The sequence below is a fragment of the Pandoraea sp. CB10b_02 genome (assembly GCF_002216225.1).
Classification (GTDB): Bacteria; Pseudomonadota; Gammaproteobacteria; order Burkholderiales; family Burkholderiaceae; genus Pandoraea; species Pandoraea nosoerga.
On sequence record NZ_NJGW02000003.1, the window covers coordinates 148164 to 165241 of the forward strand.

General features: G+C 67.7%; 15 protein-coding genes and 2 pseudogenes. 9 read left to right on the forward strand and 8 right to left on the reverse strand.

What is annotated here, in order from left to right; genetic code table 11:
• Positions 1-11: 11 nt before the first annotated feature.
• From CDN36_RS04120 to CDN36_RS04130, 3 genes are all read right to left on the reverse strand, one after another.
• Positions 12-437: a DUF6691 family protein gene (locus CDN36_RS04120; RefSeq protein WP_150556366.1), complete on the reverse strand. Its 426-nt coding sequence runs from the start codon at positions 435-437 to the stop codon at positions 12-14.
• Positions 434-880 (reverse strand): YeeE/YedE family protein, encoded by a 447-nt coding sequence (locus CDN36_RS04125; RefSeq protein WP_150556365.1) that lies wholly within the window; start codon positions 878-880, stop codon positions 434-436. Before CDN36_RS04125 ends, CDN36_RS04120 begins: the two co-directional genes overlap by 4 nt.
• Positions 881-952: 72 nt before the next feature.
• Positions 953-1381, reverse strand: a complete 429-nt coding sequence (locus CDN36_RS04130; RefSeq protein ID WP_353846843.1) for an ArsR/SmtB family transcription factor — start codon at positions 1379-1381, stop codon at positions 953-955.
• Between the two features lie 123 nt (positions 1382-1504).
• Here CDN36_RS04130 and CDN36_RS04135 point away from each other — a divergent pair, with 123 nt between their 5' ends.
• On the forward strand, positions 1505-2374 hold the full coding sequence (locus CDN36_RS04135) for an MBL fold metallo-hydrolase (RefSeq protein WP_150556363.1): 870 nt from the start codon (positions 1505-1507) through the stop codon (positions 2372-2374).
• On the opposite strand, the gene CDN36_RS04140 is transcribed toward CDN36_RS04135, so the two are convergent.
• Positions 2361-3245: a LysR family transcriptional regulator gene (locus CDN36_RS04140; protein WP_287496152.1), complete on the reverse strand. Its 885-nt coding sequence runs from the start codon at positions 3243-3245 to the stop codon at positions 2361-2363. The genes CDN36_RS04135 and CDN36_RS04140 overlap by 14 nt on opposite strands.
• Before the next feature lie 132 nt (positions 3246-3377).
• Between CDN36_RS04140 and CDN36_RS04145 the strand changes: the two genes are divergently transcribed.
• The 5 genes and pseudogenes from CDN36_RS04145 to CDN36_RS04165 all read left to right on the forward strand — a co-directional run.
• Positions 3378-3776, forward strand: coding sequence for a tautomerase family protein (locus tag CDN36_RS04145; protein ID WP_150556362.1), 399 nt, complete (start codon positions 3378-3380; stop codon positions 3774-3776).
• Between the two features lie 150 nt (positions 3777-3926).
• The gene (locus CDN36_RS04150; RefSeq protein WP_150556361.1) at positions 3927-4298 is read left to right on the forward strand and encodes a YXWGXW repeat-containing protein; all 372 of its coding nucleotides are present in this window, start codon (positions 3927-3929) and stop codon (positions 4296-4298) included.
• 238 nt (positions 4299-4536) lie between these two features.
• Positions 4537-5382 (forward strand): ABC transporter substrate-binding protein, encoded by an 846-nt coding sequence (locus CDN36_RS04155; protein WP_150556360.1) that lies wholly within the window; start codon positions 4537-4539, stop codon positions 5380-5382.
• 80 nt (positions 5383-5462) lie between these two features.
• Positions 5463-6185 carry an amino acid ABC transporter permease gene (locus CDN36_RS04160; RefSeq protein ID WP_150556359.1) on the forward strand — a complete coding sequence of 241 codons (723 nt, stop codon included), beginning with the start codon at positions 5463-5465 and terminating at the stop codon, positions 6183-6185.
• Between the two features lie 36 nt (positions 6186-6221).
• Positions 6222-6852: pseudogene (locus tag CDN36_RS04165) on the forward strand (amino acid ABC transporter permease); the annotation flags it as partial.
• A gap of 225 nt (positions 6853-7077) precedes the next feature.
• Here the strand turns inward: CDN36_RS04165 and CDN36_RS04170 are convergent.
• The gene (locus CDN36_RS04170) at positions 7078-9366 is read right to left on the reverse strand and encodes an NADP-dependent malic enzyme (protein ID WP_150556357.1); all 2289 of its coding nucleotides are present in this window, start codon (positions 9364-9366) and stop codon (positions 7078-7080) included.
• Positions 9367-9569: 203 nt separating this feature from the next.
• On the opposite strand from CDN36_RS04170, the gene CDN36_RS04175 reads away from it, so the two are divergent.
• Together CDN36_RS04175 and CDN36_RS04180 are read left to right on the forward strand one after the other, a co-directional pair.
• Positions 9570-10538 (forward strand): LysR family transcriptional regulator, encoded by a 969-nt coding sequence (locus tag CDN36_RS04175; RefSeq protein WP_150556460.1) that lies wholly within the window; start codon positions 9570-9572, stop codon positions 10536-10538.
• 271 nt (positions 10539-10809) lie between these two features.
• Complete coding sequence (locus CDN36_RS04180) at positions 10810-12066, forward strand: autotransporter strand-loop-strand O-heptosyltransferase (protein ID WP_150556356.1); 1257 nt, start codon at positions 10810-10812, stop codon at positions 12064-12066.
• A 43-nt stretch (positions 12067-12109) separates the two neighbouring features.
• Here CDN36_RS04180 and CDN36_RS04185 read toward each other — a convergent pair whose 3' ends face one another.
• Positions 12110-13126 (reverse strand): transporter, encoded by a 1017-nt coding sequence (locus CDN36_RS04185; protein ID WP_150556355.1) that lies wholly within the window; start codon positions 13124-13126, stop codon positions 12110-12112.
• A gap of 322 nt (positions 13127-13448) precedes the next feature.
• Here CDN36_RS04185 and ppk2 point away from each other — a divergent pair, with 322 nt between their 5' ends.
• Positions 13449-14369: a polyphosphate kinase 2 gene (gene ppk2 / locus CDN36_RS04190; protein ID WP_150556354.1), complete on the forward strand. Its 921-nt coding sequence runs from the start codon at positions 13449-13451 to the stop codon at positions 14367-14369.
• Positions 14370-14438: 69 nt separating this feature from the next.
• Here ppk2 and CDN36_RS04195 read toward each other — a convergent pair whose 3' ends face one another.
• Positions 14439-15827: an ATP-binding protein gene (locus CDN36_RS04195; protein WP_287496058.1), complete on the reverse strand. Its 1389-nt coding sequence runs from the start codon at positions 15825-15827 to the stop codon at positions 14439-14441.
• Between the two features lie 179 nt (positions 15828-16006).
• Positions 16007-16717: pseudogene (locus tag CDN36_RS04200) on the reverse strand (response regulator); the annotation flags it as partial.
• Positions 16718-17078 lie beyond the last annotated feature (361 nt).

The window sequence follows — 17078 nt, forward strand, 5'->3', positions numbered from 1 at the left end:
GCGCCAGCCCATCAGCGTCTGGCCGCTCCCCGGGTGGCGAGCGCATGAACCGCCATGCCCACGACCATGGCAGCGACGAACACCAGCGCCTTGGCCGAGCCCGCGCCGAGCAGCACCAGCGCGGGTCCGGGGCAAATGCCGGCGAGCCCCCAGCCCACGCCAAACAGCAGGGCGCCGATGACGAGCCGTTTGTCGAGCCCGCGCAACGCCGGCCACATGCGTGGCTCGCCGGTCCATGCCATGACCTGCCCGCGCGCGAGCCCAAACCCTGCGAAGGCGACGGCGACCGCCCCGCCCATCACGAACGCGAGCGACGGATCCCAACGCCCGGCGAGATCGAGAAAGCCCAGAACTTTCGCGGGATTGGCCATGCCCGCGAGCATCAGTCCGAGGCCGAACACGAGACCGCCGGTGAACGCGAAAAGCAGCTTCTTCATACGACGCCCCGGAAGTCGAGGACGTGACGCACCACGAACACGGTCAGAAAGCCCGTGGCCATGAAACACAGCGTGGCCACCAGCGATCGCCACGACAGTCGCGACAAGCCGCACACCCCGTGGCCGCTGGTGCAGCCCGAGCCGAGCCGCGTGCCGAAGCCGACGGTAAGACCGGCCGCCGCGAGCATGGCGGTGCTCGCCTCGATCTGCGCCTCCGGCACCAGCGCCACGGCCTGATACACCCAGGGCGCCGCCATCAGCCCGAGGACGAATGCCACGCGCCAGCCGACGTCGCCCGAGCGCGGTCGCAACAGGCCGCCGAGGATGCCGGAGATGCCGGCGATGCGCCCGTTCGCGAGCATCAGCCAGACGGCGGCGACGCCGATCAGGACCCCGCCGGCAAGCGATGTCCAGGGTGTGAAATGGAAGGTGTCGATTGTCATGGGGCGATTTTCAGTGACCTGGCAATGATGGGGCAACGACGTCAGGGAACGGGCTGTCGGCGAGATCGCCCGTCAGGGCCTCGGACAGAACTGCTCGTAGAGGCAGGCAAGCACGGCGAGCACGGCACCGTCGGCAACCGAATAGAAGATGCGCTTGCCGTCGCGGCGGGTCGTCACGAGCGCCTGCGCGCGCAGCACCGCGAGTTGTTGCGAGAGCGTGGGCTGGCGAATGTCGAGCTGCGCCTCGATCTCGCCCACGGACAGTTCGCCCTGGGTGAGCTGACACAGAATCAGCAGCCGGTCTTCGTTGGCGAGCGCGCGCAGCAGCGCGGCGGCCTCGCGCGCGGCCGAGCGCAGGTGCGCGGCGTCCAGCGGCACACCCGCCGTATCGTTGGCGGCGGCCTCATGGAGTGCCGTGACGGTAGGGGAGAAAGTGCCGGTGGCGGCGCCCGCAGCGGGTGCCGTCCGGTCGTCCGGGGATGGCGCAGTGCCTCGTGGCATGGCAGGATCGAAACCTGATCGGAAAAGTGGGGGCGCGGCAAGATGTCGCGCGGCGTTACGCCCAATGCGTACACTTTGCTGATTTATAATATATGAATCGATAAACTTTTGCAGGAGTCGGACATGTCAGCCACGCCAGCCCACATCGAGGCATTTTTCGACACCGCCACCGCCACGGTGACGTATGTCGTGTTCGATGCGCCGGGCGCTCACGCGGCGATCATCGATCCGGTCCTCGATTACGATCCGAAGGCCGGCCGCACGCACACGGGCTCGGCCCAGCGGGTACTCGACTTCGTGGCCGCGCAGAAGCTCACCGTCGACTGGATTCTCGAGACGCACGCCCACGCGGACCATCTGTCGGCGGCGCGCTGGCTCAAGGAGCGCGTGGGCGGGCGCATCGCCATCGGGGCCCATATCCGCGACGTGCAGCACGTATTCAAGAAGCTCTTCCATCTCGGCGCCGACGTGCCGCCCGACGGCTCGCAGTTCGACCATCTGTTCGAGGACGGCGAGACGTTCGCGATCGGCGCGCTGCAGGCACAGGCGATGTTCGTGCCCGGACACACGCCGGCCGACATGGCCTACCGCGTGGGAGACGCGGTCTTCGTCGGCGACACGTTGTTCATGCCGGACGTCGGCACCGCCCGCTGCGATTTCCCCGGCGGCAACGCTCACACGCTGTTTCGCTCGATTCGCCGGCTGCTCTCGATGCCGCCCTCGACGCGTCTGTTCATGTGTCACGACTATCCGCCGGCCGGGCGCGCGCCGAAGTGGGAGACGACCGTCGGCGAGCAGCGCCGCGCCAACATCCACGTACACGACGGCATCGACGAAGCGACGTTCGTCGCGATGCGCGAAGCGCGCGACCGCACGCTCGACATGCCGACGCTGATCCTGCCGGCCGTGCAGGTCAACATCCGCGCCGGCGACATGCCGGCACCGGAAGCCAACGGCACCCGCTACCTGAAGATTCCGCTCAACGCGCTGTAAGCTGAGCAGCCAGTGCATCGCGCGCCTGCGTGACCCATTCGGGCTCGCCACGGCGAGCGGGCAGCAGGTGGAACTCCGCCTCCGGCAGCACGGGCAAGCGCCGCCCCGGCACGAGCGGCTCCACGCGCACGAGCGAAGGCCCCGCCGCCGACGCGTTCAGACAAGCCACCCCAAGCCCCGCGCTCAACGCCAATTGCAATCCCGCCACGCCGGAGGCCACATGGGCAATCGTGTACGGCACGCGATGCGCGTCGAGCCACTGCGTGGTGAAGCGGTGCAGTGCGCACGTGTCCGGCAGCACGAGTAGCGGCACCGGCTCGCCGCTGTCGCGCACGAAATCGGGCGACGCCACCCAGTCCAGCGATTCGCGCACGAGCGGCCGCGCACCGGCCACGGTGTCGCGCCCCAGCCCTTTGCCGAGCACACGCATCGACACGCCGATGTCGAACTCGCCGTCGTCGTAGCCCGCCTCGATCACGCCGCTCTTGAGAATCGTCACGTGGATGCGCAGCGACGGATATGCCACGCCGAGGTGGCGCAGCATGCGCGCCACTTCGCCCGGACGAAAGTAATCGGTGATCGCCAGTCGCAGCTCGCCCGCGATCGAGTGGCCGCGCACGTCGTGCCAGGCGTGTTCGGACTGCGCCAGCAATTGACGCGCGTGGCCGAGCAGGCGTTCGCCGGCGGGCGTGGTGGCCACGCCGTGCTTGCCGCGCGTGAACAGTGTGACGCCAATGCGCTCCTCGAGCTTGCGCATCTGCTCGCTCACGGAAGATTGCGAGAGGAATACGCGGGGCGCCGCGGCCGACAGGCTGCCCGCCTCGGCCACCGCCACGAAGGTTCGCAGCTGATCGAAATCGAACCCGGGCACCATGATCTCACCTATTCGAAAAATCGATGGATGAGATCGTAAATTCCCGCTTTTCCGATGTCAATCGGCTCCCTAGACTGAAGCCGTCGTCTTCGACAACACGTTGGATCTTCAACCTTCAGGAGCCACACCATGCCGCACATCGTCCTCCAGCTCTCGGGCACGCCCGACGACACCCTCACGCGCAACGCGGTACGCGCCGTCTCGCAGTTCACCGTCGACACGCTGCACAAGGCGCCCGAGGTCATCGCCGTCACGGTCGACTACATTGCGCACGAGCGCTGGTTCATCGGTGGCGCGCCGCTCTCGGAGCAAGGCAAGAATGCGTTTCACCTCGACATCAGCGTGACCGACGAAACCAACACGAAAGCCGAAAAGGCGCGGTTCATCGCCCAGGTGTTCGAAACGCTCTCGGAACTGCTCGGCAATGTCCACGAGTGCTCGTACATCCATGTGATCGACGCACGCGGCGCAGCTTATGGATACGGCGGACGCACGCAGGAGTATCGGCATCAGCATGCGCACGGGTGACGGGTTCGTCACGATCGTTCGCCCACGCGGGTTTTCGGGGAATGGAACGAAACATTTCCAACATTTTCTTACGACTATTCGTTTCGCCTTGGAGACATTCAGCCCGTACCATGAAGGCGTACCAAGACATCGCTTTCAAAGGGGGCGAACATGAAAAAACTGACGCTGACCATCGCGCTCGTCGCCGCCACGCTCGGCGGCATCGCCACGGCACCGGCCCACGCCCAAGTCGGCGTGTCGATCAGCATTGGCGCACCGCCGCCGCCGCGCTACGAACCGGTGCCGCCGCCGCGCGCCGGCTACGTGTGGGCGCCGGGGTTCTGGGATTGGGACGGCCATCGCCACATGTGGCGCGGCGGTCACTGGGAACGCGCCCGCCCCGGCTACGCCTATCGTGCGCCGGCCTGGCACCAGGGCCCGCACGGCTGGGAGCTCAGTCGCGGCGGCTGGGACCCGCGCGGCCCCGATCACCACGATGATCACGACCACGGTCGCGGCCACGGCTACGGTCATCGCCACTGATCGCGCCGTATCGCGGCAACCCGGTTTGGCGGCAGGCACGCCGGCGCTTATCAGCGCCGGCGTTTTGCTAAGGAAAATCGATTGGTTGGGCGCGTCGCAATGCGCCGTTATCGTAGAGGCCCACTCGCTGCTACCCGCAGCCGCGTCCCCCGCCGGCGTCTGTCCATGCTGTTCGCCGGCGCCATCGAACGATGGCGGGACGAGTGACGGATCTACGCAAAACGGAGCCCAACAGGCCATGCAAAACCACACTCGCAAACCACGCGCCAGCCTCGCTGTGTCCGCCCTCGCGGCATCGCTGTTCTCGATCGCGGCTCTCGCGCCGCTTGCCGCTCACGCCGACAAGCTCGACGACATCAAGAAAGCCGGCGTGCTGCGCGTCGCCACGTTCGACAGCAACCCGCCGTTCGGCTACGTCGACGCGAAGTCGCACAAGATCGTCGGCCTCGATGTCGACTACGCCAAGGCGCTCGCCGACAAGCTCGGGGTGAAGCTCGAGCTCCAGCCGACGAACCCTGCCAATCGCATCCCGTTCCTCACGTCGAAGAAAGTCGACCTCGTACTGGCGAACTTCACGATCACGGAAGAGCGCGCCAAACAGATCGACTTCAGCATTCCATACTTCTCGTCGGGCCAGCAGTTCCTCGCGAAAAAGGGCACGCTCTCATCGCCGGACCAGTTGAACGCGCTGCGCATCGGCGCCGACAAGGGCACGACCAACGAAATCACGCTGCGCGAGAAATTCCCGAAGGCGACGATCGTGGCCTTCGACGACACGCCGTTTGCCTTCGCCGCGCTGCGCACGGGCACGGTCCAAGCCATCACGCAAGACGGTCCCAAGCTCGTCGGCCTGCTCGCGAACGTGCCCGACAAGCAGAACTACGAAATTCCCGCCTTCACGATCTCGAACGACTACATGGGCGTAGGGGTGCCCAAGGGCGAGGCGCGACTGACCGCTTTCGTCAACGACACGCTGCGTGCGCTCGAGAAAGACGGCACCGCCGCCACCATCTACGACCGCTGGTTCGGCCCGAACACCACGCAGCCGCTGCCGCGCCTGTTCAAGATCGGCGACAAGGTCTGACGCTCACCCGTCGGCCGGCCGGGAGCGCATGGCGCACGCGCGCCACGCGGGCCCGGCCTCTGGCATTGGAACGCCCGATCATGATCGACTGGCTCGCCCCGAAATATCTCGCGTGGCTCTTGCACGGCTTCGGCGTGACGCTCGCGCTCGCCGCCGCCGCAAGTGCCACGGCGACCTGGCTCGGCTTCGGTCTCGCTCTCGCCCGCGACTCGCGCAGCGCCTTCTTCTCGGGCCCCGCCGCCGTGTTCGTCGCCGCCATGCGCAACACGCCGCTGCTGGTGCAATTGTTCTTCTGGTACTTCGGCGTGGCCGCGCTGCTGCCGCCCGGCGCGGTGCAGTGGCTCTCGCAGCCGCATGCATGGCATTGGACGCTGTTCGACATTCGCTGGCCGACCCTGGAGACGCTCTCGGGCTTCGTCGGGCTGACGGTCTACACCACCGCCTTCATCGGCGAGGAAATCCGCGCCGGACTGCGCGGCGTGCCCGCCGCTCAGACGCATGCGGCCGCCGCGTTGGGGCTGAGCCGCTTCGCCGTCTTCCGCCACGTGGTGCTGCCACAGGCCGTGCGTATCGCGCTGCCGCCGCTCTTCGGGCAGTACATGAACGCGGTGAAGAACTCGTCGCTCACGATGGCGATCGGACTCGCGGAGCTGTCCTACGCGTCGCGCCAGGTCGAGACAGAAACCTTCAGGACGTTCCAGGCCTTCGGCATCGCCACGCTGCTCTACGTCGGCACCATCGCGATGATCGAGGCCGTGAGCATGGCGAGCACGCACCGCCACGCCGTCGCACCGTCGCGCTGACGCCGCACGACAGACGTCGCCCTTCAGGACGCCCCCATGAACGCCCGCGCCGTACTCGACAACCTGCCCTATCTGCTGTGGGGTGACTTTCCCGACGGCCCGCTCGCGGGCGCCGCACTCACGCTCGTGCTCGCCAGCGTGAGCGCCGTCGCCTCCGGCGCGCTGGGTCTGGCCGGCGGCATCGCGCTCGCCATGCTGGCGGGCCCGGCCCGCTGGGCGCTCACGCTCCTCATCGGCTTCTTTCGCGCCATTCCGGTCCTGATGCTGATTTTCTGGACGTACTTTCTGCTGCCGATCCTCTTTGGCGTGAACGTGCCGGGCCTCGCCACCGTCGCCTGCGCGCTGGCGCTGATCGGTGGCGCCTATCTGTCGCACACCGTGCATGCCGGAATTCGCGGCGTGGGTGTCGCCCAGTGGCAGGCCGGCATGTCGCTCGGGCTCACGCGCGTGCAAACGTTGCGCCACGTCGTGCTGCCGCAGGCGCTGCGTATCATGACGCCGTCCTTTATCAATCAATGGGTGTCGCTGGTGAAGGACACCTCGCTCGCCTACATCGTCGGCGTGGCGGAGCTTTCCTTTGTCGCGACACAGGTCAACAGCCGCCTGATGGTCTATTCGGCGGAAGTGTTCGCGTTCGTGGCGCTGATCTATTTCGTGATGTGCAGCGTGCTGGCATGGCTTTGCACGACGCTGCTCGGCAAGCCGCCAAGGCCGCATGCGCGGCAGGACGCGGCGACGCAAACGACACGGCCCCGGACACGGCCCCGGCAAGGCTGGCGGCGCCTCGTGGCGACGCGCGCGTCAGGCCTGCCGGGGCTGCAAGAAATCGCGAAACGTCATCGGGCGCGCCGCGCCGCCGGTGAGCTGGCCGAGCGCGAGCCGCGCCCGGACTTCAGTCACGATTGGCCTGGATGACGGTAAGCGCGGTCATGTTGATGATGCGGCGCACGGTCGAGCTCGACGTCAGCACGTTGACCGGTGCGCCCACTCCCAGCAGGAACGGCCCCACGGCCACGTTGCTGCCCGCGCCCGTCTTGAGCAGGTTGTAGGCGATGTTGCCCGAGTCCACGTTCGGGCACACCAGCAGGTTGGCGGCGCCCTTGAGTCGCGACTGCGGCAGGATGCGGCTGCGCAGCGCCTCGTCGAGCGCGCAGTCGCCGTGCATTTCACCGTCGATCTCGAGCTCCGGCGCCTGCGCCGTCACCATCTCCAGTACGCGGCGCATCTTCGTGCCCGAAGCCGCGCTGCCCGAGCCGAAGTTCGAGCGCGAGAGCAGCGCGACCTTCGGGTTGAGGTTGAGCCACGACATCTGCCTGGCGGCCGCCAGCGTGAACTCGGCGATCTGCTCGGCGCTCGGATCGTCGTTGACGTGCGTGTCCACCAGCGCCACGGTGCGCTTGTCGAGCAGCAGGATGTTCATCGCGGCATACGTGTTGGCGCCCGGCTGCTTGCCGATCACTTCGTCCACGAAGCGCAAATGATCGTGGTACGCACCCACGGTGCCGCAGATCATCCCGTCGGCGTCGCCCAGGCGAACCATCATCGCGCCGATGAGCGTGAGGCGGCGGCGCATCTCCACGCGGGCCATTTCCTTCGTGATGCCGTCGCGGCAGCGCAGCTCCCAGTAGCTCGTCCAGTATTGATGGAAGCGCTCGTCGTAGTACGGATTCGTGACTTCGACGTCTTCGCCCAGACGCAGGCGCAGACCGAATTTCTCGATGCGGGCGAGCAGCACTTCAGGGCGGCCCACGAGGATCGGGCGCGCCAGCTTCTCGTCGACGATCACCTGCACGGCGCGCAGCACGCGCTCTTCCTCGCCTTCGGCGAACACGATGCGCGCCTTGCCGCCGTCGCGCACGAGCTGCTTGGCCGCCGAGAAGATCGGCTTCATGAACGCGCCCGAGTGATACACGAACTGCTGCAGCTGATCGGCGTAGGCGTCGAAGTCGGCGATCGGGCGCGTGGCGACGCCGTCTTCCATCGCGGCCCGCGCCACGGCCGGCGCGATACGCACGATCAGGCGCGAATCGAACGGCTTCGGAATCAGGTACTCCGGCCCGAACGACAGATCGTAGGCGCCGTAGGCGCTCGCCACGGAATCGTTCGGCTCTTCCTGCGCCAGGCCGGCGATCGCATGCACCGCGGCAATTTCCATGTTGCGCGTGATCGTGGTCGCGCCCACGTCGAGCGCGCCGCGGAAGATGTACGGGAAACACAGCACGTTGTTGACCTGGTTCGGGAAATCCGAACGGCCGGTGGCGAGCACCACGTCCTCGCGCGCGGCGCGGGCGTCCTGCGGGAAAATCTCCGGGGTCGGGTTGGCCAGCGCCAGGATCAGCGGACGAGCCGCCATGGTCAACAGCATTTCCGGCTTGAGCACGCCGCCGGCCGACAGACCGAGGAACACGTCGGCGCCTTCGATCACCTCGGCGAGCGTGCGCTTGTCGGTCTTCTGCGCGAAGCGGGCCTTGTCGGGGTCCATGCCGACGGTGCGGCCCTCGTACACCACGCCGTCGATATCGGTGACCCACACGTTCTCGATCGGCAGACCGAGCTCGAGCATCAGCTCAAGACAGGCAAGCGCGGCCGCGCCGGCGCCCGAGGTCACCACCTTGACCTCGCGGATGTCCTTGCCCACGACCTTCAGGCCGTTGATGAACGCGGCGCTCACGGTGATGGCGGTGCCGTGCTGGTCGTCGTGGAAAACGGGGATCTTCATCCGTTCGCGCAGCTTGCGCTCGACGGTGAAGCACTCCGGCGCCTTGATGTCTTCGAGGTTGATGCCGCCAAAGGTCGCTTCGAGGCTGGCAATGATGTCGACGAGCTTGTCCGGGTCGCTCTCGGTGATCTCGATGTCGAACACGTCGATCCCGGCGAACTTCTTGAAGAGGACGGCCTTGCCTTCCATGACGGGCTTGGAGGCGAGCGCGCCGATGTTGCCCAGCCCCAGCACGGCCGAGCCGTTGGTGATCACGCCGACGAGGTTGCCGCGGCCGGTGTACTTGAACGACGCCGACGGATCGCTCGCAATCTCCTGGCACGGCAGCGCGACGCCCGGGGTGTAGGCGAGCGCCAGATCGCGCTGGGTGACGAGCGGCTTGCTGGCCGTCACCGAGATCTTGCCCGGCGTCGGGAACTGGTGGTACTCCAGGGCGGCCTGTTGGTCGTTGGTGGTGCTCATGGCGTGTCGTCCTCGTTGAATGTCTCGGCTCCGGCATGCGCTGCGGCCGTTCTGGCGACGGCTGTCGCGCTGGCGCATCGGAGGTGAGGCCATTCTAGGCAGCCCCCAGCGGGGGGCGATTCTGAATTACTATGGGGGCATCATGTTTTTGTTATAAGCCCCGTGCATCGGGGGTTTCAGAGGATTGGGGACAGATGGGCGCGGTGCCTTTCGATACGGGGGAAGTGGTCCGGCGGCTGACGACTCGGCTCAAGATGCGCCATCTCGTGCTGTTGCTGCAGATCCAGCAGCACGGGTCGCTGACACGGGTCGCTGAGCACATGGCGACGAGCCAGCCCGCCGTCACGAGCGCCCTGGCCGAACTCGAGAGCATGCTCGGCGGCCCGCTCTTCGACCGCACCCCGCGCGGCATGACGCCGACTCCGCTGGGCGAAGTCGTCCTCGCCCGCGCGCAGGCCATGGTGCACGACCTGGACCACCTCACACGCGACATCGAAGCCGTGATGGCCGGGCATGCGGCGCGGCTGCACGTTGGCGTGATCCCCTACATCTCCGGCAAGACGCTCGCCGCCGCCATCCAACAAACGCTCGCCCAGATCCCGCAGCGGCTGACCGTCACCCTCCACGAAGGGACCAGCGACGCGCTCATGGCGCAATTGCGTGATCACACGCTCGACGTCGTGATCGGTCGCGCAGCGGCCAGCGTCGACCTCGCGCAAGTGCAGTTCGAAGTACTTCACCACCAGATGCCGCGCGTGGTCGCCAGCCGGCGGCTGGCCGCCCGGCTCGGGCGCAGCGCCCCGGTCTGGTCGCAATTGGCCGAGCTCGACTGGGTGATGGGCGCGCCCCACACCCCCATGCGCGACCAGCTCTCGGATCTGTTCCTGCATGCGGGGGTGGTGCCGCCGGTGCCCATCGTCGAGAGTTTTTCGTCGCGGCTCACCGGCGAATTGCTGGCAAGCAGCGAGCGGGCCGTGTCGCTGTTGCCCGCCGACATTGCCGAAGAGCTCGTGCGCATCGCCGGCGTGGCCATCGTGCCGTGGTCGCTCACATGGACGCTGCCGCCTGTGGCCATGTTCACCCGCCGCGAGAATCCGCGCGACATTCACCGCCGGTTCACGCAGGCGCTGCGCGCCCAGTATCAGGGGATGGCCGACGGCGCGGGCGCCTGAATCGGCCCCGCGCCGCGCGAGCCGCCGGTCCCGGATCGATCCGGGACGGGCGGCGGCCTGCATGGAAAGGCCCGGACGGGTCCGGAAGGGGACGGAAGGGGACGGAAGGGGACGGAAGGGGACGGAAAGGTCGGGAAAGATCGGGAGAGGTCGTCTGCGGCGACCACGGCGCCCCCACCGTCCCCCACGTCGCCCAATTTCCTGAATTGAGCCCTTTTCGGCGCGCTTGCCCGGCGATTGCTCCCGTGCGCCGGAGGGTAAGGTGTCATCCATGAATGAAGCCGCCCCCGTCCCGATGTCCGCCGATGTCCCGAGCGCCGCGCCCCGTCCGGCGCCCACGCCATTCGCGCGCTCGCCGGGCCAGATCTTCCTCTCGCCCGCGCTGCTGCCCACGCAGGTTGGCCCGGCGGGCCTGCGCTACGACTTCAACGACGGCGCTCGCGTCGTCATTCCCGACTTCGGCCAGCCCCTGCCGTGGCGCGTGCGCCTGAGCGATCTGCGCGACGACACCACGGTTGCCGACGTGTCGCTGTCCTGCGGCGTGGTGCGCAGCCCGGCGAAGTACTTCGTGCCGTATGGCATCACCATCTGGCTCAACGACGTCGTGGTGTTCGAGCACCGCTACGATGCCCGCGACCGGGACGTGCTCGTCCAGTTCCCGCTCGCCGCGCTCGGCGACGTGCTCGGCTGGCTGCCGTATGCGCTGCGGTTTGCGAGCGTGCACGGCTGCCGCCTCGCGTGCGTGGTCACGCCGGCGGTGGCCGCGCTCTTTCGCGATGCCTATCCCGAAGTGGACTTCGTGGCGCAGGAGGACGTGGAGCGCCGCAAGTACTACGCCACGTACAACGTGGGCCTGTTCTTCGACGACAAGGCGCTCGTCGAGCAGCCGCGCGACTTTCGCGAAACGGGACTGCATCGCACGGCGGCTCACATCCTGGGCGTCGACGACGCCGAGGCGCCGGCGAGAACCGCGCTGCCAGACGCGTCCCGGCCAATGGCGGCCCGTTACGTCTGCATTGCGGTGCAAAGCACGGCGCAGTGCAAGTACTGGAACCATCCGGGCGGCTGGGACGCCGTCGTGGCGGGGCTGCGCGAGCGCGGCCTGCAGGTCGTGTGCATCGACCAGAAGGCGCGGCACGGCAAAGGCGACTTCTGGCAGGCGATTCCGGAAGGGGCCATCGACGCGACGGGGGACTTGCCGCTCACCGAGCGCGCGCGCTGGCTCAGGCACGCGAGCGCCTTCGTCGGCTTGTCGAGCGGCCTGTCATGGCTGGCGTGGACGATGGGCACGCCGACCGTGCTGATTTCGGGCTTCACGCTGCCGCACAACGAATTTGCAACGCCGTACCGCGTGATCTCCGAGGGCGTATGCACGGGCTGCTGGCACGATCCGGCGCTGCGCTACAACCACGACGATTTCCACTGGTGCCCGCGCCACAAGGGCACGCCGCGCGCGTTCGAGTGCACGCGCGCCATTCATCCCGCCCAGGTGCTCGCCGCCTTCGATCGGATACCGGGGGTGCGGTGACGGGACGGGCGCGGCGGCTCGCCCGACGCGCGCGCGACGGCGCTCAGTCGGGCCGGCGGCGAAACGCCCACCATCCCGCCGCCGCCGTACCGGTCGCGACAAGCGCCACCAGTACCCAGAACCCATGCGGGTGATCGGCCAGCGGAATGCCGCCCACGTTCATGCCGAAGAAGCCCGCCACGATATTGATCGGCAAGGCGAGAACGGTGACGACCGTCAGCGTGTAGATGGTGCGGTCCGTGCGCTCGCTCACCATGGCCGCGATTTCCTCCTGCAGCAGCTTGATGCGTTCGAGCAGCGCCGACAGGTCGTTGAGTACCACCGCGAATTCTTCGGTCGCCTGGCGAAACTCCTGCACGTCTTCCGCATGCCCCCATGCCGGAGGTCGGCTCAGCAGCCGGAATAGCGCCGCCGGCTCGGGCGCGAGCAGCCGCTGCAGGCGAACGAGCACCCGCCGCAACGAGCCCAGGTCCGCGCGGTTGCTCTCCACGCGTTGCTGCAACAGCCGGTCCTCGACCGTGTCGACGCGCCCGCTCGTCTCTCGCACGATGCGCTCGAGCACGTCCGCCTGGTCGCGCAGCAAATGCACGAGCAGCGCCAACGGCGAGCGAAACGCATCGCCGCGCTTGACCGACGCGCGCAGCTTGTCGATCGACCGCAACGGCTTCACGCGCCCGGTCACGAGCAGCCGCGCGTTGGCGGCCACGCGAAGCGTCGAAATCTCGGACTGCGCGATGTCGAACGCGAAGATCACATCGTTGATGACCGCGAGCAGCCAGTCGTCGGAGTGCTCGATGCGCGTGGAGCGCGAGCCTTCGCCGAGACTCTCGTAGAATTCGCCGGGCAACGCGAGATGCTGCTGCAGCCACTTCTCGCATGCGGCGTGCGCGAAGTTGAAATGCAGCCACAGGAAACCGTCGGCCCGCTCGCCTTGCGCCAGCCAGGCGAGCGCATCGCCGGAGTCGACCGGCTCGGGCGCCGCGCCTTCGGTAAAGCGATAGCCATAGATCAGGCCCGCCTGGTCGCAGCCGTAAGCGTTATGGATCAGATCAGCGAACATGCGCGCGGCGTCCTGGCGAAACGAGGGGAGATGGCGGAAATCGCCTGCATGGCGGTGACGGGATTTGGCATCATGGCAATGTCATATTTCACTTTCGTGACAATTCACGCCGCTTGCCCGCAGCCGCCGGATCGGCGCGGGCGTCCGCCCGGCGGGGCCCGGCCCCGGGACTGCGCCGCCGGATGTGCCCGCCGGATGTGCCGCAACGCCATGCGATTGTCATAAAAACGTCGCATACTTGGGGTGCCTCGCCGAGCGCACCTTTCGTTGTCCGCCGCCCGCGGGCGCCCATTGTGATTTCTGGCCGCAAGAGACCGTCGCCATGACCCCATTCGATTCCGACGCCGACCACGACGCCTCGATCGCGCGCCGCTTGCAGGACGACCTCATCGACAGCTACGACGAGGAAATCGAGATGGAGATCGACGATCTCCGCCTGCCCGGCCTGAACGATCTGGGCGATAGCGCCCGCAACGACCGTCTGCACTACTTCCGCGAACTCTTCCGCCTGCAGGGCGAGCTCGTCAAACTGCAGGACTGGGTGATTCGCAGCCGCCACCGGATCGTGGTGATCTTCGAAGGCCGCGACGCCGCCGGCAAGGGCGGTGCCATCAAGCGAATCACGCAGCGCCTGAATCCGCGCGTATGCCGCGTGGCCGCACTGCCCGCGCCCAACGATCGCGAACGCACGCAGTGGTACTTCCAGCGCTACGTCCAGCACCTGCCCGCGGCCGGCGAGATGGTGCTGTTCGACCGCAGTTGGTACAACCGCGCCGGCGTGGAACATGTGATGGGCTTCTGCACCGAGGACGAGTACGAGGAGTTCTTCCGCTCGGTGCCCGAATTCGAAAAGATGCTCGTGCGAAGCGGCATCCAGATCGTCAAGTACTGGTTCTCGATTTCGGACGAAGAACAGGAAGCGCGCTTTCTCGCGCGCATCCAGGACCCGCTCAAGCAATGGAAGCTGAGCCCGATGGATCTGGAGAGCCGGCGCCGCTGGGAGAGCTACACGCGCGCCAAGGAAGTGATGCTCGAGCGCACGCACATCCCGGAAGCGCCGTGGTGGGTCGTGCAGGCCGACGACAAGAAGCGCGCGCGGCTGAACTGCATCCACCATCTGCTCGCACAGGTGCCGTATCACGACGTGGAGCGCCCCCCCGTGGTATTGCCCGAGCGCGCCCGCAGCGAAGACTACATGCGCCAGCCCGTGCCCGACACGATGATCGTGCCGGAGATCTACTGACGGTATCGCCAACGATATCGCTGACGATATCGGGACGAAGCGTCCAGCGCTTCGCGCGCCGCACGCGGATTACACCGCCGTCGTCCGGGTCGACGCCACGGAGGCCGTGGTGGCGGTGGCGACGGTGGTGGCCGTGGGCGTTGCAGTGGGCGTTGCAGTGGGCACGCGCAACACGACGCGCAGCCCGCCCTGCGGCGCGCGCCCCACGCGGACCGCGCCGCCCAGCCCTTCCACCAGCCGCACGACCAGCGCGAGGCCGAGGCCGCAATGGCCCTCGCCGCCGCGCGACGCATCGAGCCGCACGAACGGCCGCATGGCAAGCGCCACCTGATCGTCCGGAATGCCCGCGCCGCAATCGCTCACTTCGATGCACCCCATGTCCGCTTCACGCCACGTTGCCAGACGCACAGGCGGCTCGCCATGCTCGAGCGCGTTGTCCACGAGGTTCGACATCACACGGTCGAGCAGCGTGCGCGGCAGCATGAAATCGGGCCCCGCGCGCAGATCGCGCACGAAGAGCGAGGCGCCGCCGTCACCCGTGGGCGACGCCGTGGCCGTGGCCGTGTCGGCGGCCGTGTCGTCGGCGGGAAATTGCGCCTCCAGGAAGGCGTCGACGCTCACGAGCGGGCTGGTGTCGTGCTCGTCCCGTGCATAGGCGAGGAACTGCTGGACAATGTGATCGATGGACGCGATGTCGCGCGCGAAGCCATCGCGCGACACGTCGTTTTCGATGAGATCGGCGCGCAGGCGCAGCCGCGTGAGCGGCGACTTCAGATCGTGAGCAATGCCCGCGAGCATGATCGCCTGATTGTCTTCGGCTTGCGCGAGCCGCCTGGCCATGTCGTTGAACGCATGTGCGAGATCGCGCAGTTCATGCGGTCCCTGCTCGGGCAGCGACGCCGGGCGGCGTCCCCGCGCGATCGCCCGCGCGGCCTGCGCCACGCGCGAGATGGGCCGCTGCATCTGCCAGGCGACGAGCACGGCGAGCAGCACGGCGCCGAGCAGAATGCCCGCCGTCTCACGCACGAACGGCGGCATCGGCGGCAACTCCATCCCGATCACGATCCACTCGTCGTGCTGCGGCAGCAAGACCCACAGGGTGCCGCGCTTGCCTTGCTCGCGCAGATGCAGTTGCGTGCCCGGCGGCAAGTGCGAGCGCAGCTCGTTGCGCAGCCGGTCGCCGCGCGCATCGTTGGGCTTGTCGGCGAATGTCGGCGCCTCGGCCAGCGGCACCCGGCGCAGGCCGTGCGGCGGCGCGAGGCTGCCGGGATCCACGGCGCGCTGGTCCACGCTCTGAATGGCGACGAGCAGGCCGCGCGCGAAGCCGTCGACTTGCTGACGTGGGCGCTGGTAGAACACGAGCGCGCTCCACACGAGGTGCATGACGAGCAAAACGGCAATGCCCAGGCCCGCCATGCGCGCGAACAACGTATCGCGCAGCAGCCAACGCAGTCTCACGCAGCAGACTCCCGCCAGCCGCGCGCCGCGCGCTTGCCCGCCGCGGCAGGGGCCGCAAGGGCCATGCCGTCGTCGCCGTCCTGCCCCACGCCGCCCGTGCCCCCCATGCCACCCATGCCACCCATGCCACCCATGCCACCGAGACTGCCGGACGGCTCCCGCGCGTCGGCGCTCGCATCCCCGGACAGCTCGCCGCCCGGCACGAAAACGTAGCCCTTGCCGCGAATCGTCTGGATGTAGCGCGGCTCGGACGGATCGGCTTCGATGAGACGCCGCAGCCGCCACACCGGCACGTCGAGGCTGCGATCGCGGAACGTGATGCCATCGCCGTACAGCATGGCGTGCAGCTTCACACGCGGGAGCACCTGCATCGGGTGCTGCGTGAATGCCTTGAGCATGGCGAACTCCGTGTCGCGCAGCGGCAGACGCTCGCCCTCGCGCTGCAGCGTGCGCAGCGTGTAGTCGAGCTCGAACGGGCCGAAGCGGTAGGGCGCGCGGGCGTCGGGCGCGCTGGCCGCCACCGGTCCGCGGCGGCGCAGCACCGCGTGGATGCGCGCGAGCAGCTCGCGCGTGTCGAACGGCTTGACGAGATAGTCGTCGGCGCCCAGTTCCAGCCCGAGCGCCCGGTCAAGCGGGCCGCCGCGTGCGGACAGCATGATCACCGGAATGTCTTCGCCGGCGGCGCGCAGGTCCTGCAGCGCGCGCAGCCCGTCGCGCTCCGGCATCATGATGTCGAGCAGAATCACCGACGGACGCTCCAGCTCGAGCCGGCGCAGCAGCGAAGTCCCGTTGTGCAGCACCGAGACCTGCATGCCGTTGGCATGCAGCAATTCGCGCAGCAGGTCGCGCACGACGGGATCGTCGTCGACCAGAAGAACATGCAGACTCATGAAGCTCTCTCGGTAATTTACGTTTGGCGAGGTTCGCGCGGCCCCTGCGACAGCTTCACGGCGCTGTCCTGAGTGAGGCCGGCAGGCGCCGGCGCGGTCGAAAGCGCACGCAGCGCGTTCGTATATCTATCGGGCGACGACGCGGCACGCCGAGTGCCCACCGTCGCGGCCTTTCCCTGACCCGGCAAACGCCAGGCCCGATGCAGCGCCGAACCCGGCGCACCAATGCCTGAAGACATGGTTCGTGCTCCCTTGGTGTCGAAGTACACCGGAGTCTGCCCCCGCGTCCGCTCGGGCGTTGACCGAAGCATCTTATAGAATGGCGTCCAATCCTTATTTCAGAAAGGATCGGTAAGGTGCG